A 16112-nucleotide genomic window follows, 5' to 3' on the forward strand; every position below is an offset into this window, starting at 1 on the left:
AACAACGCTCCAAGGAGAACCGCATGAGCCGCCTCGACGTCACCGAAAAAATCGTCGCCACCAAAGTTGCCAAGGGCATCAAATGGTCCGACGTGGCCGCCAAAGTCGGCCTGAGCAAAGAATGGGTCACGGCCGCCTGCCTGGGCCAGATGACGCTCACGCCCGAGCAGGCCGGCATCGTCGGCGAAATCTTTTCGCTGAGCGACGCCGAACAGAAGTGGCTGCAGGTCGTGCCCTACAAGGGTTCGCTGCCGACCTCGGTGCCGACCGACCCGCTGATCTACCGCTTCTACGAACTGGTGAGCGTGTACGGCACGACCTTCAAGGAGCTAATCCACGAAGAGTTCGGCGACGGAATCATGAGCGCCATCGACTTCAAGATGGACTTGAAGCGCGAAGCGAACCCGATGGGCGACCGCGTCAGCATCGTGATGTCGGGCAAGTTCCTGCCCTACAAAACCTATTAAGACGTCACGGGTGACGGCTCAATTCGCCGCGTTCGAACATCACCGTGCTGCGCACGGCGATCTCAACTTGGCGGGGCAGCGGCCCTCCTCGGGCCGCTGGGCTTCGTTTTACTCGCCCTGACTTCCGTTCGCCCTGAGGTATCGAAGGGCCCCGCACCGCGCAGTGCCTCCAGGCTGAGGGATCGAAGCCTGCCCCCCCCGAGCCCCATGACCGCCAAACCCCCGCTCCCACCCTTCACGCCCGACACCGCCGCGCAAAAGGTCCGCATGGCCGAAGACGCGTGGAACTCGCGCGACCCCGAGCGCGTGGTGCAGGTCTACACCGAAAACACGCGCTGGCGCAACCGCGCCGAGTTCCCCGTGGGCCGCGAACAGGTGCGCCAATTCCTGCAGCGCAAATGGGCGCGCGAACTCGACTACCGCCTCATCAAGGAGCTGTGGGCCTTCGACGGCGCCCGCATCGCGGTGCGCTTCGCCTACGAATGGCGCGACGACTCGGGCCAGTGGTTTCGCAGCTACGGCAACGAGAACTGGGAATTCACCGCGCAGGGCCTGATGGCCCGACGCTTCGCCAGCATCAACGACCTGCCGATCCCAGCCGACGAGCGCCTCTTTCACTGGCCGCTCGGCCGCCGGCCCGACGATCACCCATCCCTGAGCGACCTGGGCCTTTGACGATCACATCTTCGGCGGCACCACCGGCAGCGAACTGGTCAGGCCGCCGTCCACCGCGAGCGCCTGGCCGTTGACGTACGACGAGTCGTCCGACGCGAGGAAGAGCGCCGCGCCCGCGATCTCGGGCGGCAGGCCGTAGCGGCGCAGCGGGTTGAGCTGGCCGATCTTGCGTTCGGCGCCCCGCTCGCGGGCGCGGTCGAAGAGCGGCTGCGTCATGCCCGTCTCGATCAGCCCCGGGCAGATCGCGTTGACCCGCACACCGGTGCCGCCCAGCAGGTTGGCGGTGGTCTGCACCAGGCTGATCACGCCGGCCTTGCTGGCGCTGTAGGGCACGCCACCGGCACCCGAGCGAATGCCGGCCACCGAGGCCGTGCAGATGATCGAGCCCTTGCCGGCGGCGGTCATCACGCGCGAGGCGTACTTCACCGCCAGAAAGCTGCCGATCAGGTTGATGTTGAGGATGCGCTGCCAGTCTTCGACGCTCAGCTCGTCCATCGTTTTCAGGCCGCCGCTGATGCCGGCGTTGGCGAAGCACACGTCGAGGCCGCCGAACTCTTTCACGGCGGTGTCGATGTAGGCCTGCACGTTGGCCTCGACCGAGGTGTCCATCACCTGCGCGATGGCGGTGCCGCCGGCTTCTCGGATGGCGGCCACCGTGGCTTCGACCTCGGGGGCGCGGTCCACTGCGACCACGCGGGCCCCATGCTGGGCGAACAACAGGGCGCTGGCCCGGCCGATGCCGCTGGCCGCGCCGGTGACGACGGCCGACTTGCCTTGAAGACGTTGCGTTTCCATGGGTGCGCAGAAAAAAGTGGACGAAGCCGCGAGTATCACCAGCTTCGCCCGCGCTTTCTGCCCCGCCTGCGACAGCGCGCCCCGCCCGTCGCGCGCGGCGGCCTGCAGCGCCCACGCAACGCCCCGCCAGGGCGCTGGTCACGTCACGGCATCATGCGCACCGCGCCGGTGCGGCATTGGGCTTGCACGGCGTGGTCACCTTCCACTTCAACCCAGCCACCGCCATGAACGCCAATGCCGTCCGCCTCGTGCAAGAGAGCTTCCAGCTCGTCGCTCCAATCGCCCCGCAAGCCGCCGAACTCTTCTACAACAACCTGTTCGAGGCCGACCCCTCGCTGCGCACGCTGTTCCGGGGCGACATGGTCCAGCAAGGCCAGAAGCTGATGCAGATGATCGGCGTGGCCGTGGGCAAGCTGAACGAACCCGAGGTGCTGATGCCCGTGCTGCAAAAGCTCGGCGAACGCCATGGTGGCTACGGCGTGCAAGACGCCCACTACGAAACCGTCGGTGGCGCCCTGCTCAAGACCCTGGGGCAAGGCCTCGGCGACGCCTTCACGCCCGAGGTGAAGAGCGCCTGGACCGACGTCTACGGCGTGATGGCCGCAACCATGAAGAACGCGGCACGCACGCCGGCTTGATGGCGCGAGCCTCTGCCGCCCCGTCCCGGGTTTGATGGGCTCACTCAGCCCAGCGGGCGGGTGTTGCGCAGGAAGCTGGCGCGCTGCTCGGCGGTTTCGAGGTGCGCGTGCAGTCGGTCTCGCAGCTGCGCGGCCGACTGTGAGCGGGCCGCTTCAACCTCCATCAGCGCGGCGGCGCTGGGCCCCAGCTCATGGCCCAGCGCTTCGCGCAACTGGTACCAAGCCTCTTCGTCGATCCACGCCGGGATGCTCACCACCTCGGAGGGCGGCAGCGACTCTTCGGGCGGTGGCAAGGTGCTGGGCGGCACGCTGTCGGTGTCGAGCGGCACCGGCGAGGTGTCGCTGTTCTCGCTGTGGATGCGGGGCGCCCACGAGGCGAGCCATTGCTGGCGTTGTTTGGGGTCGAGCAGCAGGCGGCCGGCGGAATTGACGAACTCTTCCTCGCTGTGCGCCCGCGAGGCGTAGCGCACGAGGTGCGCCCGAACGTCGATATTCAGCCGCTTGCGCAGCGATCGCTCCACTCTGTCAACGAGACGAGGACTGATCAATGGGGACACCCGAAGCGGCGACTCACACTCATTCTGGACGCGCGTTCGAGGCTCGGGCTTGGGGGTTTACGAGAACTGCGGCGCGCGTCCAACGCCCGCGCCCCGATCACTTGGCCAGGGCCTTCAGCGCGAGTTTGATGCCCTCGCTCACACCCACGTCGGCAGGCAGGTTTTTCAGCGCGAGCGCGGCTTCGCGGTCGCTGTAGCCCAGCGCGACCAGGGCCTGCAGGATGTCGGCCTGCGCGTCGTTGGTCACCGCCGCCGGCAGCGAAAGGTCGGGGCCCAGCTTGCCCTTCAACTCAAGCAGCAGGCGTTCGGCCGTTTTCTTGCCGATGCCCGGCACCTTGACCAGACGGCCGGCCTCTTGCGCCGACACGGCCTGCGCGAGTTCGCCCACCGACAGGCCCGAAAGAATCGACAAGGCCGTGCGCGGGCCGACGCCCGAAATCTTGACCAGTTGCCGGAAGGTCGCGCGCTCTTCGGCGGTGAGAAAGCCGAACAGCACCTGCGCGTCCTCGCGCACGACGAAGTGCGTGAGCAACACCACGCGCTCGCCCAGGCCGGGCAGGTTGTAGAAGCTGCTCATCGGCACATCGACTTCGTAGCCGACGCCGTTCACGTCGATGAGCAGTTGGGGTGGGTTCTTCTCGGCGAGGGTGCCGCTCAGGCGGCCGATCATCGGCGCTGGCTCGTCGGCACGTTCATCGGCGGAACAGCCCCAGGCGCTGCGCTTCGAGTGCCGCCTCGGCACGCGAGCTGACGTTGAGCTTGCGGTAGATCTGCTTCACGTAGTCGGCGATGGTGTGGCGGCTCAGGTTGAGCTGCGTGCCGATCTCGGGCAGCGTGAAGCCCTTGGCGACCCAGAGCAGCACCTCGTTCTCGCGGTCGGTGAGCTGCACGTGCGGCAGGTTCTGCGGACGCTCTTGCGGCTTGGACTGCGCGGCGAAGTAGGCGATGACGCGGCGGGCGATCGACGGCGTCAGCGGCGGCTCGCCCTGGCTGATGCGCTGCAACTGCTCGACGAAGTGCTCGCGCGGCTGCTCTTTCAGCAGGTAGCCGAAGGCACCGGCCTGCAGCGCCGGGAAGAGGTGGTCGTCGTCGTCGTGGATGGTCACCACCACCGACTGCGCCTCGGGCTGCGCCTCGCGCAGCGCGGCGACCACGTCCACGCCCGAACCGTCGGGCAGGCCCAGGTCGACCAGGGCGACGTTGAAGCGTTCGGCGCTGATCAGTGCCAGCGCGTCGTGCACGCGCGCGCTTTCAGAGATCTGTGCCTGCGGAAAGACCTGCAGCACCAGGGCCTTGAGCCAGGCCCGGATCTCGGGCAAGTCTTCGAGCAACAAGATCTTGTTCATGGACCCGTCCGTAAGAATGAAGTAAGCCGAAACATCCTAACAGCCACCACCCGGAGCAGGGGGTGCAAAAGCCGGCAATAGGGCCGCATTGGGGTCCGCAAAAACCCCGGGGCCCGCGCCGCTCAGAGCGGAAGCGTGAGCCGGATCACGGTCCCGTAGCCCGGGCCCGATTCGACCAGGCACTGCCCGGCCATCTGCTTGGCGCGGTGCTTCATGCTGGCCATGCCATGGCCGCGGTCGAGCTTGCCGTCGAGCTCCATCGGGATGCCCTTGCCGTTGTCCTGCACCACGAGCTGGAACTCGCTCTCGCCGATGCTGCAACGCACCTTGCAGTGCGACGCGCCGCTGTGCTTGATGATGTTGCTGACCGCTTCGCGCAGGATGCGCGTGGTCTGCACGAAGGCGCGCGCCGACAGCTGCTGCGTCACCTCCTCGGTCGGGCTCTTCCAGTCGGCCTCGATGCCGGCCTGGCCCAGGCGCAGCACGGTCTCGGCGCGCCAGTCGGCCAGCGCGTCGGCCACCTGCATCGGCTTGCCGGTGAGGCCGCGCACCGACAGGCGCATCTCTTCGAGCGCCTCGCGCGCGAGCGACGAGATGCGCTCGGACTCGCTGGTGTGCACGATGGTCAGGAGCTTGGCGCCCAGGTCGTCGTGCAGGTCGGCGGCGATGCGCTTGCGCTCTTTCTCGGTGACCTGTTCGACCCGCAGCTCGGCCATCTGCGCGAAGTTGCGCTCGATCTCGGCGGTGGCCTCGTGCACGCGGCTTTCCAGCGACATGCGATCGGCCTCAGAGGCCTGCAGCGCACGCCCGAAGCCCCGCAGCTGCCACGCGCCGACCAGCATGAACATCAAGGGCATGGTGACGTGCAGCAGCGAGAAACTCGTCATCGGCAGCAGCTCGTACTGGGTGGCGATCTCGAACGCCATCAACGTGGCCACGCACAGCAGCACGCCCGCCATGAACCAGAACTGGCTGCGCCGCGTCTTGTGGCTCGCCCAGAGGTACAGGCCCATGATGGCCACCACCTCGGTGGACATCAGCAGGTACCAGGCACTCGAAAACACGAACAGCCGGTTCGGCCCGGCCAGGGCCAGCGTCAGCGGCACCGCGAGGATCTGCACGATCAACCCGATCTCGATGGTGCGCGAGCGCAGCCCCACGTGGCTCAGCAGGAACTGCACGCCCGATGCGGCGATCAGCGCGAAGCACACGCTGGTCATGAACTCGATGGTGGCGTGGTCGAAAGGCACCTGCTGCCACCACAGCCGCATGGATGACAGCGCCCAGGTCAGGGTCAGCAGGCCGAAGTAGGTGAAGTGCACGTCGGCCCGGTTGAGCCAGCCGAGGTACAGCATGTACAGGCCGAGCACCACCATGGCGACCGTCATCGCTTTCACGAGCGAGACGTTCCAGAACAGCAGCGCGCCGTGTTCGGCGGCCAGCTCGGCATAGGGCCCGATCTGCACTTCGGACATGCTGCCCGCGCGTTGCCGACCCGACACCTTCTGCAGCGCGTAGCCCATGACCTTCACGTCGAGCACGTTGCCGTCGGGCCGCAGCAGGCCGGCGGGCAGCGCCGCCAGTTGAGGGTAGAAGCAATTGCGGGTGACCGGTTCGGCCATGCGACCGCCGCTGTAGACGATCGAGCCGTTGAGGTAGATCTCGATGTTGGTGCAGGCGCGGGCGATGTAGGCACCCATCAGGCCCCGGCTGGCCGCGTCGCCCTTGGGGGCGGCGAAGGTGAGCCGGTACCAGACCGGCCCGTCTTCGCGCGGACGGGTGGCGCGCCATTCGTCGGGCAGCGAGACCGTGCGCGCCGCCGCCGACACCGGAAAGCCCGTGCTCGCCGCATCGCCCTGGGCCGACAGCGCCGTGCTCAGCACCTGCACGCCACCGCCATCGGCCGCGCCGGCGAGCCCGCCCATGAGCAGCGCCGCCAGCAGCCAGAGGCCGCGCACGAACCGATCGAACCAGGGGTGGATGGGGCGTCGGGCGAGGCGTGCGTGCATGGCGGGCGATTGTGCAGGATGGGCTTTGCGCGCCGCGCGACAATCGCGCTCCCCAGCCCGGGGCGTGGCGCGACTCCGCGCCACCCGGGTGCGTTTGCCGATGGGCGCGTGCGATGCGCGCCGGGGTGACCCGAAAGGCCGCTTCGTGATCCTGCGACACGCATTCATCCCCCTCGACAACACGCGCCTGTCGCACCTGTGCGGCAGCCTCGACGAACACCTGCGCGAGATCGAAGCCGCGCTCGACGTGAGCATCTCGCGGCGCAACGAATCCTTTCGTGTCGAAGGCGGCAAGCAGGCGGCCGAGCGTGCGGTGGGCCTGCTGCAGACGCTGTACGACCGCGCCAAGAAGCCGATCCCGCCCGAGGCCTTTCAACTCGCGCTGGTCGAGGCGGTCGCGGGCCAGGGACGCACCAGCACCGGCGAAGCCCCCGACGGCCCGGCGGGCGACGAACCCGTGCTGCGCACCCGCCGCAGCGACCTCGTCGGCCGCACGCCCAACCAGCAGCTGTACCTGCGGCAGATCCTCGACCACGACATCACCTTCGGCATCGGCCCGGCCGGCACCGGCAAGACCTTCCTCGCCGTGGCCTGCGCGGTCGATGCGCTCGAACGCAGCGCCGTGCAGCGCATCGTGCTCACCCGCCCGGCGGTCGAGGCCGGCGAGCGCCTGGGTTTCCTGCCCGGCGACCTGGCGCAGAAGGTGGACCCGTACTTGCGCCCGCTGTACGACGCGCTCTACGACCTGATGGGCTTCGACAAGGTCAGCAAGGCCTTCGAGAAGGGCACCATCGAGATCGCACCGCTGGCCTTCATGCGCGGGCGCACGCTCAACCACGCGTTCGTGATCCTCGACGAAGCGCAGAACACCACGCGAGAGCAGATGAAGATGTTTCTCACGCGCATCGGCTTCGGCGCGAAGGCCGTGGTCACCGGCGACGTGAGCCAGATCGACCTGCCGCGAGGCACCGACAGCGGCTTGATCGACGCCGAGCGCGTGCTGCGCCGCGTGAAGGGCATCGCGATGACGCGCTTCACCTCCGCCGACGTGGTGCGCCACCCGCTGGTCGCGCGCATCGTCGAGGCCTACGACAAGGAAGGTGAGCGCTGATGGCTGCCGCGCCCCGGCCGACGCTCGGCCTGTCGCTGCAATTCGCCGATGCGCGCCACCGCGCGCAGCTGCCGCGCCACAAGGTTGTGCGCTGGATTCGTGCGGCGCTCGAAGCGCCGGCCGAGATCACCGTGCGCATCGTCGATGCCGACGAGGGCCGCAGGCTGAACCACGAGTTCCGCAGCAAGGACTACGCGACCAACGTGCTCACCTTCGACTACGCGCACGAGCCGGTCGTGATGGCCGACCTGGTGCTGTGCGCCCCGGTCATCGAGGCCGAGGCGCGCGAGCAAGGCGTGCCGCTCGACGCCTATTACGCGCACATGCTGGTGCACGGCACCCTGCACGCGCAGGGCTACGACCACGAAGACGACGACGAGGCCGAGGCGATGGAGGCCGAAGAGTCGCGCGTGATGGCGACGCTGGGCTTCGCCGACCCGTACGCGAAGTAGCCTGCGCCGCTCAGCGGTGCGAGGTGCCCAGGTAGCGCTTGCGCCAGAAGAAGAAGCCGAGCCCGATCGCCACCAACAGCATGATCAGCGAGGCGAACCACACGCCCGCGTTGTCGTGGATCAGCGGCAGCGAATCGAAGTTCATGCCGAAGAAACCGGTGATCAGGTTCAGCGGCAGGAAGATCGCGGTCAGCACCGTCAGCGTCCGCATGATGTCGTTGGTGCGGTTGCTCTGCGCCGAGAAGTGCATCTGCACCGCGCCTTCGGCCGACGATTCGAGCCGGCGCACGTGGCTCAGCACGCGCTCGATGTGCTCCAGCACGTCGCGCGATCGCACGCGCAGCAGTTCGCGTTCGCGCGCGGCTTGCGGGTCGGCTTCCTGCGGCCACTCGTCGAGCGCGTCGATCCACTCGACGATGGCGCTGCGCTGGTCTTCGCAGGTGTCTTCGAGCAGGTGCAGCGTGTTGCGCGAATCGAGCAAGACCTGCCAGCTGTCGAAGCGCCCGCGCGGGTTGAACAGTTCGTGCTGCAGGTAACCCAGCTGCTTGGTCAGCAGGCGGCGCAGTTCGAGGTAGCCGTCCACCATGTGGTTGACCATGCGAAGCATCAGGTCGGGCGGGCTGACCGGGATGCGCGAGGCCATGTTGCGCACGACGTCGGCGCGTTGTTCGCTGACCTGCGCCATCTGCTGCAGGCGCGTGGCGAAGAAGTCGCGCACCTGGCAGTCGGTCGGGTGCACGGTGAGCAGCACGCGATCGAAGAGCGCGAAGCCCACCGGGCTGGTGTCGATGGCATTGAGCGCCTGTCGCGCGCTCGACAAGGTGCCGTTCTGCTCGTCGAGGAACATGCTGCTGCTGCCCGTGCCGGCGGCGAGCCGGCGAAACACGAGCATGTCGTACCACGAGGTGTATTCGAAGTGCGAGGGCAGCTGGTTGTTCAGCAGGTCCGACACGTGCAGGTCCACGAGTTGCCCACCGGTCCAGCGCTGCAAGGCGGCCTGCAGCTCGGCGATGTTCACCTCGAACTCGCGCCGCGCGCTGCCCACCCACAGGTAGCCGGTGGCCGGCAGTTGCTCGGGGACGCCGTCGAGTTCGACGAACTGGTCGGGGCCGATGTGAAAGACGCGCATGCGGCGGTCAGCCCTGCTTCAGCAGGCGCGCCGCGTCGCGCGCGAAGTAGCTCAGCACGCCATCGGCGCCCGCGCGCTTGAAGGCGAGCAGGCTTTCCATCATCACTGCGTCGTGGTCGAGCCAGCCGTTGGCGGCAGCGGCCTTGACCATCGCGTATTCGCCGCTCACCTGGTAGGCGAAGGTCGGCATGCGGAAGGTGTCCTTCACGCGGCGCACGATGTCGAGGTAGGGCAGTCCGGGCTTGACCATCACCATGTCGGCGCCTTCGGCGATGTCGAGCGCCACTTCGCGCAGAGCCTCGTCGCTGTTGGCCGGGTCCATCTGGTAGACCTTCTTGTTGCTCTTGCCGAGGTTCTTGGCCGAACCCACCGCGTCGCGGAAGGGCCCGTAGAAGGCGCTGGCGTACTTGGCGCTGTAGGCCATGATCTTGGTGTGGATCGCGCCGCGCGCTTCGAGCGCCGTGCGGATCGCGCCGATGCGCCCGTCCATCATGTCGCTGGGCGCGACGATGTCCACGCCCGCTTCGGCCTGCACCAGCGCCTGCTGCGTCAGCACCGCCACCGTCTCGTCGTTGAGGATGTAGCCGGTCGCGTCGAGCAGGCCGTCCTGGCCATGACTCGTGAACGGGTCGAGCGCGACATCGGTCAAGAGCGCGAGTTCGGGGAATCGCTTCTTCAGCTCGCGCACCACCGTGGGCACCAGGCCTTCAGGGTTGGTCGCTTCGCGGCCGTCCTCGGTCTTGCGCGCCGTGTCGATGACCGGAAAGAGCGCCATCACCGGAATGCCCAGCGCCACGCAGTCTTCGGCCACCGGCAGCAGGCGGTCGAGGCTCAGGCGCTGCACGCCGGGCATCGAGGCCACGTCCTGCGTCTGGTTCTGACCTTCGAGCACGAACACCGGCAGGATCAGGTCGCTGGCCCGCAGGTGGTGCTCGCGCACCAGTGAACGGATGGCCTCGTCACGGCGCAGGCGGCGCTGTCGGCTGGCAGGGAACGGGGGCAGGGGAGGGAGGATGGCCACGCGAGATGTCCTTGGGGATCCTTCGGCTGGGCGAAAACGGCCCTGGGCGCGATGCATTTCACGAATCGGAAACCCGCGAGTTTTCCTGGGTGGCCGAGGTGTCAACAGTTGTGACTGCTTCTGATACAGTCGCCCGTGAATGATAGCCGCGAGGCTGTCGTTCCCTGCTTTTCCTCCCTGAGCAGGAGCCTTACCGTGATGACAGCGATGAGGCTTTCCAGCCCCGGCGATGCCGGGGCTTTTTTTTGACCTGCGGCCGGTGCTCATAATCCCGGCGCATGAGTCTGTATCCCTGGGTCAAGGCCCTGCACCTGATCTTCGTGGCGAGCTGGTTCGCCGGCCTCTTCTACCTGCCGCGCCTGTTCGTGAACCTGGCCATGGTGCCGGCCGACAGCCATGCCGAGCGCGAGCGCCTGCTCTTGATGGCGCGCAAGCTCTACCGCTTCAGCAGCCTGTTGATGGTGCCGGCGCTGCTGCTGGGCATCGCCCTGCTGTTCTGGCCCGGCCTCGAATGGATGAAGCAGGGCTGGATGCACGCGAAGCTCCTGCTCGTCGTGCTCGTGGTTGGCTACCACCACGCCTGCCGCTCGCTGCTGCGTAAGTTTGAGCAGTTCGCCAACACGCGCAGCCACAAGTGGTTCCGCGTGTTCAACGAGTCGGCCGTGCTGCTGTTCGCAGCGATCGTCATCCTCGTGATCGTCAAGCCCTTCTGACGTGGCGAGGCACCGCAGCTCGGCCATCCCGCTGGCGCTGCTGTATGCCGCGCTGATCGCCTATGCCACGCTCTCGCCCTTCACGGGCTGGCGCGTGCCGGCGGTGGTGCCGCGTTTCGGCTTCGCCTACCTGCCGTGGCCGCATTGGTGGACTTGGTTCGACGTGGTCTCGAACCTTGTCGGCTACATGCCGTTGGGCGTGCTGGCCTTCGGCGCCATGGTGCGCAGCGGCTGGCGCGTGCACTGGTCGGCGCTGCTGGCCTCGCTCGCGGGTGCGGGCTTGTCGCTGGTGCTCGAAAGCATCCAGCACTACCTGCCGCAGCGCGTGCCCTCGGGCATGGACCTCGCCTTCAACACCGCCGGCACGCTGCTGGGTGTGCTGCTCGGTGTGATCGTGCACCTGTTGGGCGGCGTGGCGCGCTGGCAGACCGTGCGCGACCGCTGGTTCATCGACCGCAGCGCCGGCGGCCTGGCGCTGCTGCTGCTGTGGCCGCTGGGTCTGCTGTTCCCGACGCCGGTGCCGTTGGGCCTGGGCCAGGTGCTCGGTCGCCTGCAGGTCTTTGTCGTCGATCAACTCGAAGGCACGCCCTGGGCGCCCTGGGTCGATGGCTGGTGGGACGCCGGCCTCGTGCTCACGCCGCTGTCGCGGGGCACCGAGCTGCTGACCGTGCTGCTCGGCCTGCTGGCGCCGTGCCTCGTGGGCTTCAGCATCTCGCAGGCGGGCTGGCGGCGAGCGGTGCTGGTGGTGGGCGCGGCCGCCTTGGGCTTTGCGACGACCACGCTGTCGACGGCGATGAACTTCGGCCCGCAGCACGCGCTGACCTGGGTCACCCCGGCCGTGGCGCCGGCTTGGATCGGCGCGATGGCGCTGGGCTTTCTGCTTGCCGTGCTGCCGCGGCGCGGCGCGGCCGGGCTGGGCCTCGTCGTGCTGACCGCGCTGGTCGCGCTGGTGGCGCAGGCGCCGGCCGACCCGTACTTCGCGCAAAGCCTGAACGACTGGGAGCAAGGCCGCTTCATCCGCTTTCACGGCGCGGCGCAGTGGGTGGGCTGGCTGTGGCCTTACGCGGCCATCGCGCACCTGTTCACGCGCATCGTCGCGCGCGACGACCGCATGGGCAAAGAGGGCTGAAGGCGCCCCCGGCGAAGGGGCGTTCGTAGAATCGCCGCCCATGAGTTATTACCAGCGCCACATCTTCTTCTGCCTGAACCACCGCGAGAACGGCGAAGACAGCTGTGCCCAGCACCGCGCACAAGAAGGCTTCGACCGCTGCAAGGCGCGTGTGAAGGCCGAGAACCTCGCCGGCCCCGGTGGCGTGCGCGTCAACAAGGCCGGGTGCCTGGACCGCTGCGCCGGCGGGCCGGTGGCGGTGGTCTACCCCGAGGCCGTCTGGTACAGCTACGTGGACGCGCACGACATCGACGAGATCGTCGAATCGCACCTGAAGAAGGGCGAAATCGTCGAGCGGCTGGTGCTGGCGCCCAACGTCGGCCGTTGACCCGCCTGCCTGCGGCGATGAGCGCGACCTCGACCCCCGGCCCGGCCGGTGCCCTGCAATGCGCGGTGGACGAGCCTGCGGGCACGCCACGCGGGGTGGCGGTTCTGTGCCACCCGCACCCGCTGCACGGCGGCACGATGGACAACAAGGTCGTGCAGACGCTGGCCCGGGCCTTCGTGCAACTGGGCTACCGCGCGGTGCGTTTCAACTTTCGCGGCGTGGGCGCGTCGCAAGGCGCGTGGGACGAAGGCCGCGGCGAGGTCGATGACGCGCTGGCCGTGGTCGCCGCACAAGACGTGGCGCTGCCGCTGGTGTTGGGCGGCTTCTCGTTCGGCGGCTACGTGGCCGCGGCGGCGTCCAAGCGCCTGCCGGCCGGGCACCGGCTCGAACGGCTGGTGCTCATCGCGCCGGCCACGTCGAACTATTCACTGCCCACCGTGTCCGACGCCACGCTGGTCGTTCATGGCGAGCAAGACGACGTGGTGCCGCTGTCGGCCACGCTCGACTGGGCCCGCCCGCAATCGCTGCCCGTCACCGTCATTCCCGGTGCCGGGCACTTCTTTCATGGGCAGCTCGTGCTGCTCAAAAACCTGGTGACTCGTGGCTGGCCCGTGCCGGCCGCGTGAGCCCGTTGCTTGAAATCCAATCCATGTCGATGAAGAGACTGCTTGCCTGTTTTCTGGTGCTCGTGTGCACCGCCTTCCCCTCGTTCGCCCAGGTCGGCCAACCGCCCGAGATCGCGGCCAAGAGCTATGTGCTGCTCGACGTCACGACCGGCCAGTTGCTCGCCGCACGCGAGGCCGACGCGCCTGCCGACCCAGCTTCGCTGACCAAGCTGATGACGGCCTACGTGGTGTTCACCGCGCTGCGCGAACACAAGCTCACGCTCGACCAGACCCTGCCGGTGAGCCTGCGCGCGTGGGAAGAACGCAAGGGCGGCGGCTCGCTGATGTTCATCGAGCCGCGCATGACGCCCAAGGTGTCCGACCTCTTGCGCGGCATGATCGTGCAGTCGGGCAACGACGCGTCGGTGGTGCTGGCCGAGGGGGTGGGCGGCACGCTCGACAACTTCATCGCGATGATGAACCGGCAGGCCCAGGCCATGGGCCTCAAGAACACGGTGTTCAAGAACGTCACCGGCCTCACGCAGCCCGGCCACAAGAGCACGGCGCGCGACCTCTCGGTGATCGCGAGCCGCATCATCACGGACTTCCCCGAGTTCTACCCGCTGTACTCGATCAAGAAGTACCGCTACGAGGGTTCGCCCGCAGCCAACGACAGCAACCGCAACGTGCTGCTGCTGCGCGACCCGACGGTCGATGGCATGAAGACCGGCTACACCGAAGCGGCGGGCTACTGCCTGATCGCGTCGGCGCAGCGCGACTTCCCGAACCTCGCGGCCAGCGGCAATGGCGGCGGCAAGCGGCGCCTCTTGAGCGTGGTGCTCAACACCGCCTCGATGGACGCACGCGCCAACGAAAGCCAGAAGTTGCTGAACTGGGGCTTCCAGGCCTTCGACACGGTGCGCCTGTTCGAGTCCGACAAGCCGGTGGCCACCGTGCCGGTGTGGAAGGGCGCGGTCAACGAGGCCAAGCTCGGCAGCACCGGCGCCGTGTTCGTCAGCGTGCCGCGCGGTGAAGGCGGCAAGCTGCAGACGCGCATCGAGCGCACCGACCCGCTGGTCGCGCCGCTGCAGCAAGGCCAGCGCGTGGGCACGCTGAAAGTGACCACCGCGACGGGCCAGGTGGTGGCCGAACGGCCGCTCGTCGTGCTGGAACCCGTGCCGCAGGCAGGGATTTTCGGCCGCGCCTGGGACGCCATCCGCCTCTGGATCAAGTAACCTGCTTCGCTTCCACTGCCGGGTGCCCATGCCCGGCGGCGCTGTGGAGGTGAAGCATGCAAGCAGTCCCCGACACGCTGTGTTTTCTGAACGGCGAGTACAGCCCGCTGCGTGAGGCCCGGATCCCGGTGCTCGACCGGGGCTTCCTCTTCGGGGACGGCGTCTTCGAAGCCCTGCCGGTGTACGACCGGCGCCTCTTCCGCTTCGACGAACACCTGGCCCGGCTCGACCGCAGCCTGGCCCGGGCGCGCATCGCCAACCCGCTGTCGCGCGCCGATTGGCTGGCGTGTTGCCGCCGCCTCATCGCGGCCCAGGCGGCCGACGACCAGGTCGTGCACCTGCAGGTCACGCGCGGCGTGGGCCCGCGCGAGCTGTCGGCGCCGAGCGACCTCGCGCCGACCGTGTTCGTGATGACCAGCCCGCTGCACCCGCCCACGCCCGAGCAGCGCCGCCACGGTGTGGCCTGCGTCACCGGGCGCGATTGGCGCTGGCCGCGCGCCGACATCAAATCGACCTCGTTGATGGCCAACGTGCTGGCACGCCAGATCGCCACCGACGCCGGCGCTGCCGAGACCCTGCTGCTGCGCGATGGCTGCCTCACCGAAGGCGCGAGCGGCAGCGTGTGGCTGGTGATCGAAGGCGCGGTGCTGGGCCCGGCGCAGGGCGAAGACAGCGTCGAGGGCGTGCGTGGCGCGCTGATCCGCGAGCTGTGCGAAGACGCCGACCTGCCGTTCAACCGCCGGCCGCTGCCCGAATCGGACCTGCGCATCGCCGACGAGGTGCTGCTGAGTTCGGCCTCGAAAGAGGTTCTGCCGGTCACGCAGATCGACGGCGAGCCGGTCGGCCATGGCGCGCTGCGCGGCAAGCCCGGGCCGGTGTACGCGCGGCTGTTCGAGGCCTACCAGCGGGCGAAGACGCTGTCGTGCATCTGAGCGGCTGAGGCGCGGCACCGCCATCGCAGCGCGGCCCGATCGCCGGTGTGCATGGAGTGCCGGCCGGCGGACGGACAATCGCGCCCTGGGCATTGCCATTGGCGCCCTCGCCCCCAACTTCCGTCGATGAGCACGACCATGAGAGAGATCCCGCCCGAGCAGTCGCTGATCGAGTACCCCTCGCGCTTCCCGATCAAGGTGATGGGCCTGAACGTCGAAGGCTTCACCGCGGCCATCGTGCAGGTGGCGCAGAACTTCGACCCCGACTTCACCGAAGCCAGCCTCGAACAGCGCCCCAGCGCCGGCAACAAGTACCTCGGACTCACGATCACCATCACCGCCACCAGCCGCGAGCAGCTCGACGAGCTGTACCGCACGCTGTCCACGCACCCGATGGTGAAGATCGTGTTGTGATGTCCGCCAAGAGCGGCTGGCTCGCGCTCGCGTGGCGCCGGCTGGGCATCGTGCTCGCGCTGGCGCTGCCGGTGATGGCGTTCGCGCTCGGTGAAGAAGGCAACCGCTTCGACGGCACGGCCGGCACGCTGGTGCTGGCCTTCACCGCCTTCGGGCTGGTGCTGGCGGTCGGGCCGAAGCGCTTGCGCCTGCGGGCCCTGCTCAGCCTGTTGGCGGCCGGCGTGGTCGTCGGGGCCTTCTCGGCGGGCTTGTCGAGCTTCGACCGCGCCCATGGCGCCTGCCTGCGCGAGGGTGATGCGCTGCGGCAGGCGATCCAGGCCTACCGGCAGCGTGTCGGCCGTTACCCCGAGACGCTGGCCGCCCTGAAGCAGCCGGTGCCGGGCGGGCGCTGGCTGCGCCCGGGGCTGATGCACTACGTGTCGAACGGCGCCGGGTACGAGCTGTGGTTCAGCGACACCTTCACCACGCACCGCGCCACGGCGACCGAGCCCTTTTTCGCGCGCAAGTGAGGCCGCGC

General features: G+C 68.3%; 20 protein-coding genes. 13 read left to right on the forward strand and 7 right to left on the reverse strand.

Annotated features, from left to right (window positions below; translation table 11 throughout):
- Positions 1 to 23 precede the first annotated feature (23 nt).
- Both cynS and AC1KAT_RS20280 read left to right on the forward strand, forming a co-directional pair.
- Positions 24 to 467 (forward strand): cyanase, encoded by a 444-nt coding sequence (gene cynS, locus AC1KAT_RS20275; protein WP_480328801.1) that lies wholly within the window; start codon positions 24 to 26, stop codon positions 465 to 467.
- Positions 468 to 674: 207 nt separating this feature from the next.
- The gene (locus tag AC1KAT_RS20280; RefSeq protein ID WP_480328802.1) at positions 675 to 1142 is read left to right on the forward strand and encodes a nuclear transport factor 2 family protein; all 468 of its coding nucleotides are present in this window, start codon (positions 675 to 677) and stop codon (positions 1140 to 1142) included.
- Between the two features lie 3 nt (positions 1143 to 1145).
- Here the strand turns inward: AC1KAT_RS20280 and AC1KAT_RS20285 are convergent, their stop codons facing one another.
- Entirely contained in the window at positions 1146 to 1937 is a 792-nt protein-coding gene (locus AC1KAT_RS20285) for an SDR family NAD(P)-dependent oxidoreductase (RefSeq protein WP_480328803.1), read from the reverse strand.
- Between the two features lie 224 nt (positions 1938 to 2161).
- Between AC1KAT_RS20285 and AC1KAT_RS20290 the strand changes: the two genes are divergently transcribed.
- Positions 2162 to 2575 carry a globin family protein gene (locus AC1KAT_RS20290; RefSeq protein WP_480328804.1) on the forward strand — a complete coding sequence of 138 codons (414 nt, stop codon included), beginning with the start codon at positions 2162 to 2164 and terminating at the stop codon, positions 2573 to 2575.
- A gap of 44 nt (positions 2576 to 2619) precedes the next feature.
- Here the strand turns inward: AC1KAT_RS20290 and AC1KAT_RS20295 are convergent, their stop codons facing one another.
- From AC1KAT_RS20295 to AC1KAT_RS20310, 4 genes are all read right to left on the reverse strand, one after another.
- A complete protein-coding gene (locus AC1KAT_RS20295; RefSeq protein WP_480328805.1) occupies positions 2620 to 3096 on the reverse strand; it encodes a hypothetical protein in 477 nt (158 codons plus the stop codon).
- A 133-nt stretch (positions 3097 to 3229) separates the two neighbouring features.
- Positions 3230 to 3802: a Holliday junction branch migration protein RuvA gene (ruvA, locus tag AC1KAT_RS20300; RefSeq protein ID WP_480328806.1), complete on the reverse strand. Its 573-nt coding sequence runs from the start codon at positions 3800 to 3802 to the stop codon at positions 3230 to 3232.
- Positions 3803 to 3824: 22 nt separating this feature from the next.
- Positions 3825 to 4478, reverse strand: a complete 654-nt coding sequence (locus AC1KAT_RS20305) for a response regulator (protein ID WP_480328807.1) — start codon at positions 4476 to 4478, stop codon at positions 3825 to 3827.
- 122 nt (positions 4479 to 4600) lie between these two features.
- Positions 4601 to 6487: a sensor histidine kinase gene (locus tag AC1KAT_RS20310; RefSeq protein ID WP_480328808.1), complete on the reverse strand. Its 1887-nt coding sequence runs from the start codon at positions 6485 to 6487 to the stop codon at positions 4601 to 4603.
- Between the two features lie 145 nt (positions 6488 to 6632).
- On the opposite strand from AC1KAT_RS20310, the gene AC1KAT_RS20315 reads away from it, so the two are divergent.
- Entirely contained in the window at positions 6633 to 7598 is a 966-nt protein-coding gene (locus AC1KAT_RS20315) for a PhoH family protein (protein WP_480328809.1), read from the forward strand.
- Positions 7598 to 8050, forward strand: coding sequence for an rRNA maturation RNase YbeY (gene ybeY, locus AC1KAT_RS20320; protein ID WP_480328810.1), 453 nt, complete (start codon positions 7598 to 7600; stop codon positions 8048 to 8050). Before AC1KAT_RS20315 ends, ybeY begins: the two co-directional genes overlap by 1 nt.
- A 10-nt stretch (positions 8051 to 8060) precedes the next feature.
- On the opposite strand, the gene AC1KAT_RS20325 is transcribed toward ybeY, so the two are convergent.
- Positions 8061 to 9179, reverse strand: coding sequence for a magnesium transporter CorA family protein (locus AC1KAT_RS20325; RefSeq protein WP_480328811.1), 1119 nt, complete (start codon positions 9177 to 9179; stop codon positions 8061 to 8063).
- Between the two features lie 7 nt (positions 9180 to 9186).
- The gene (gene hemB, locus AC1KAT_RS20330; protein WP_480328812.1) at positions 9187 to 10200 is read right to left on the reverse strand and encodes a porphobilinogen synthase; all 1014 of its coding nucleotides are present in this window, start codon (positions 10198 to 10200) and stop codon (positions 9187 to 9189) included.
- Between the two features lie 278 nt (positions 10201 to 10478).
- Here hemB and AC1KAT_RS20335 point away from each other — a divergent pair, with 278 nt between their 5' ends.
- The 8 genes from AC1KAT_RS20335 (at position 10479) to AC1KAT_RS20370 (ending at position 16104) form a co-directional block, all read left to right on the forward strand.
- Positions 10479 to 10913, forward strand: a complete 435-nt coding sequence (locus tag AC1KAT_RS20335; protein ID WP_480328813.1) for a CopD family protein — start codon at positions 10479 to 10481, stop codon at positions 10911 to 10913.
- 1 nt (position 10914) lies between these two features.
- The gene (locus AC1KAT_RS20340; RefSeq protein ID WP_480328814.1) at positions 10915 to 12042 is read left to right on the forward strand and encodes a VanZ family protein; all 1128 of its coding nucleotides are present in this window, start codon (positions 10915 to 10917) and stop codon (positions 12040 to 12042) included.
- A gap of 40 nt (positions 12043 to 12082) precedes the next feature.
- A complete protein-coding gene (locus AC1KAT_RS20345) occupies positions 12083 to 12409 on the forward strand; it encodes a (2Fe-2S) ferredoxin domain-containing protein (protein ID WP_480328815.1) in 327 nt (108 codons plus the stop codon).
- Between the two features lie 17 nt (positions 12410 to 12426).
- Positions 12427 to 13035: an alpha/beta hydrolase gene (locus tag AC1KAT_RS20350; RefSeq protein ID WP_480328816.1), complete on the forward strand. Its 609-nt coding sequence runs from the start codon at positions 12427 to 12429 to the stop codon at positions 13033 to 13035.
- A 29-nt stretch (positions 13036 to 13064) separates the two neighbouring features.
- Positions 13065 to 14249, forward strand: coding sequence for a D-alanyl-D-alanine carboxypeptidase family protein (locus AC1KAT_RS20355; protein ID WP_480328817.1), 1185 nt, complete (start codon positions 13065 to 13067; stop codon positions 14247 to 14249).
- Between the two features lie 56 nt (positions 14250 to 14305).
- Complete coding sequence (locus tag AC1KAT_RS20360; protein WP_480328818.1) at positions 14306 to 15181, forward strand: aminotransferase class IV; 876 nt, start codon at positions 14306 to 14308, stop codon at positions 15179 to 15181.
- A gap of 138 nt (positions 15182 to 15319) precedes the next feature.
- The gene (locus AC1KAT_RS20365; RefSeq protein ID WP_480328819.1) at positions 15320 to 15595 is read left to right on the forward strand and encodes a YbeD family protein; all 276 of its coding nucleotides are present in this window, start codon (positions 15320 to 15322) and stop codon (positions 15593 to 15595) included.
- A complete protein-coding gene (locus AC1KAT_RS20370) occupies positions 15595 to 16104 on the forward strand; it encodes a hypothetical protein (RefSeq protein ID WP_480328820.1) in 510 nt (169 codons plus the stop codon). Before AC1KAT_RS20365 ends, AC1KAT_RS20370 begins: the two co-directional genes overlap by 1 nt.
- Positions 16105 to 16112 lie beyond the last annotated feature (8 nt).

The sequence above is a fragment of the Piscinibacter sp. PDB5-1 genome (assembly GCF_056676035.1).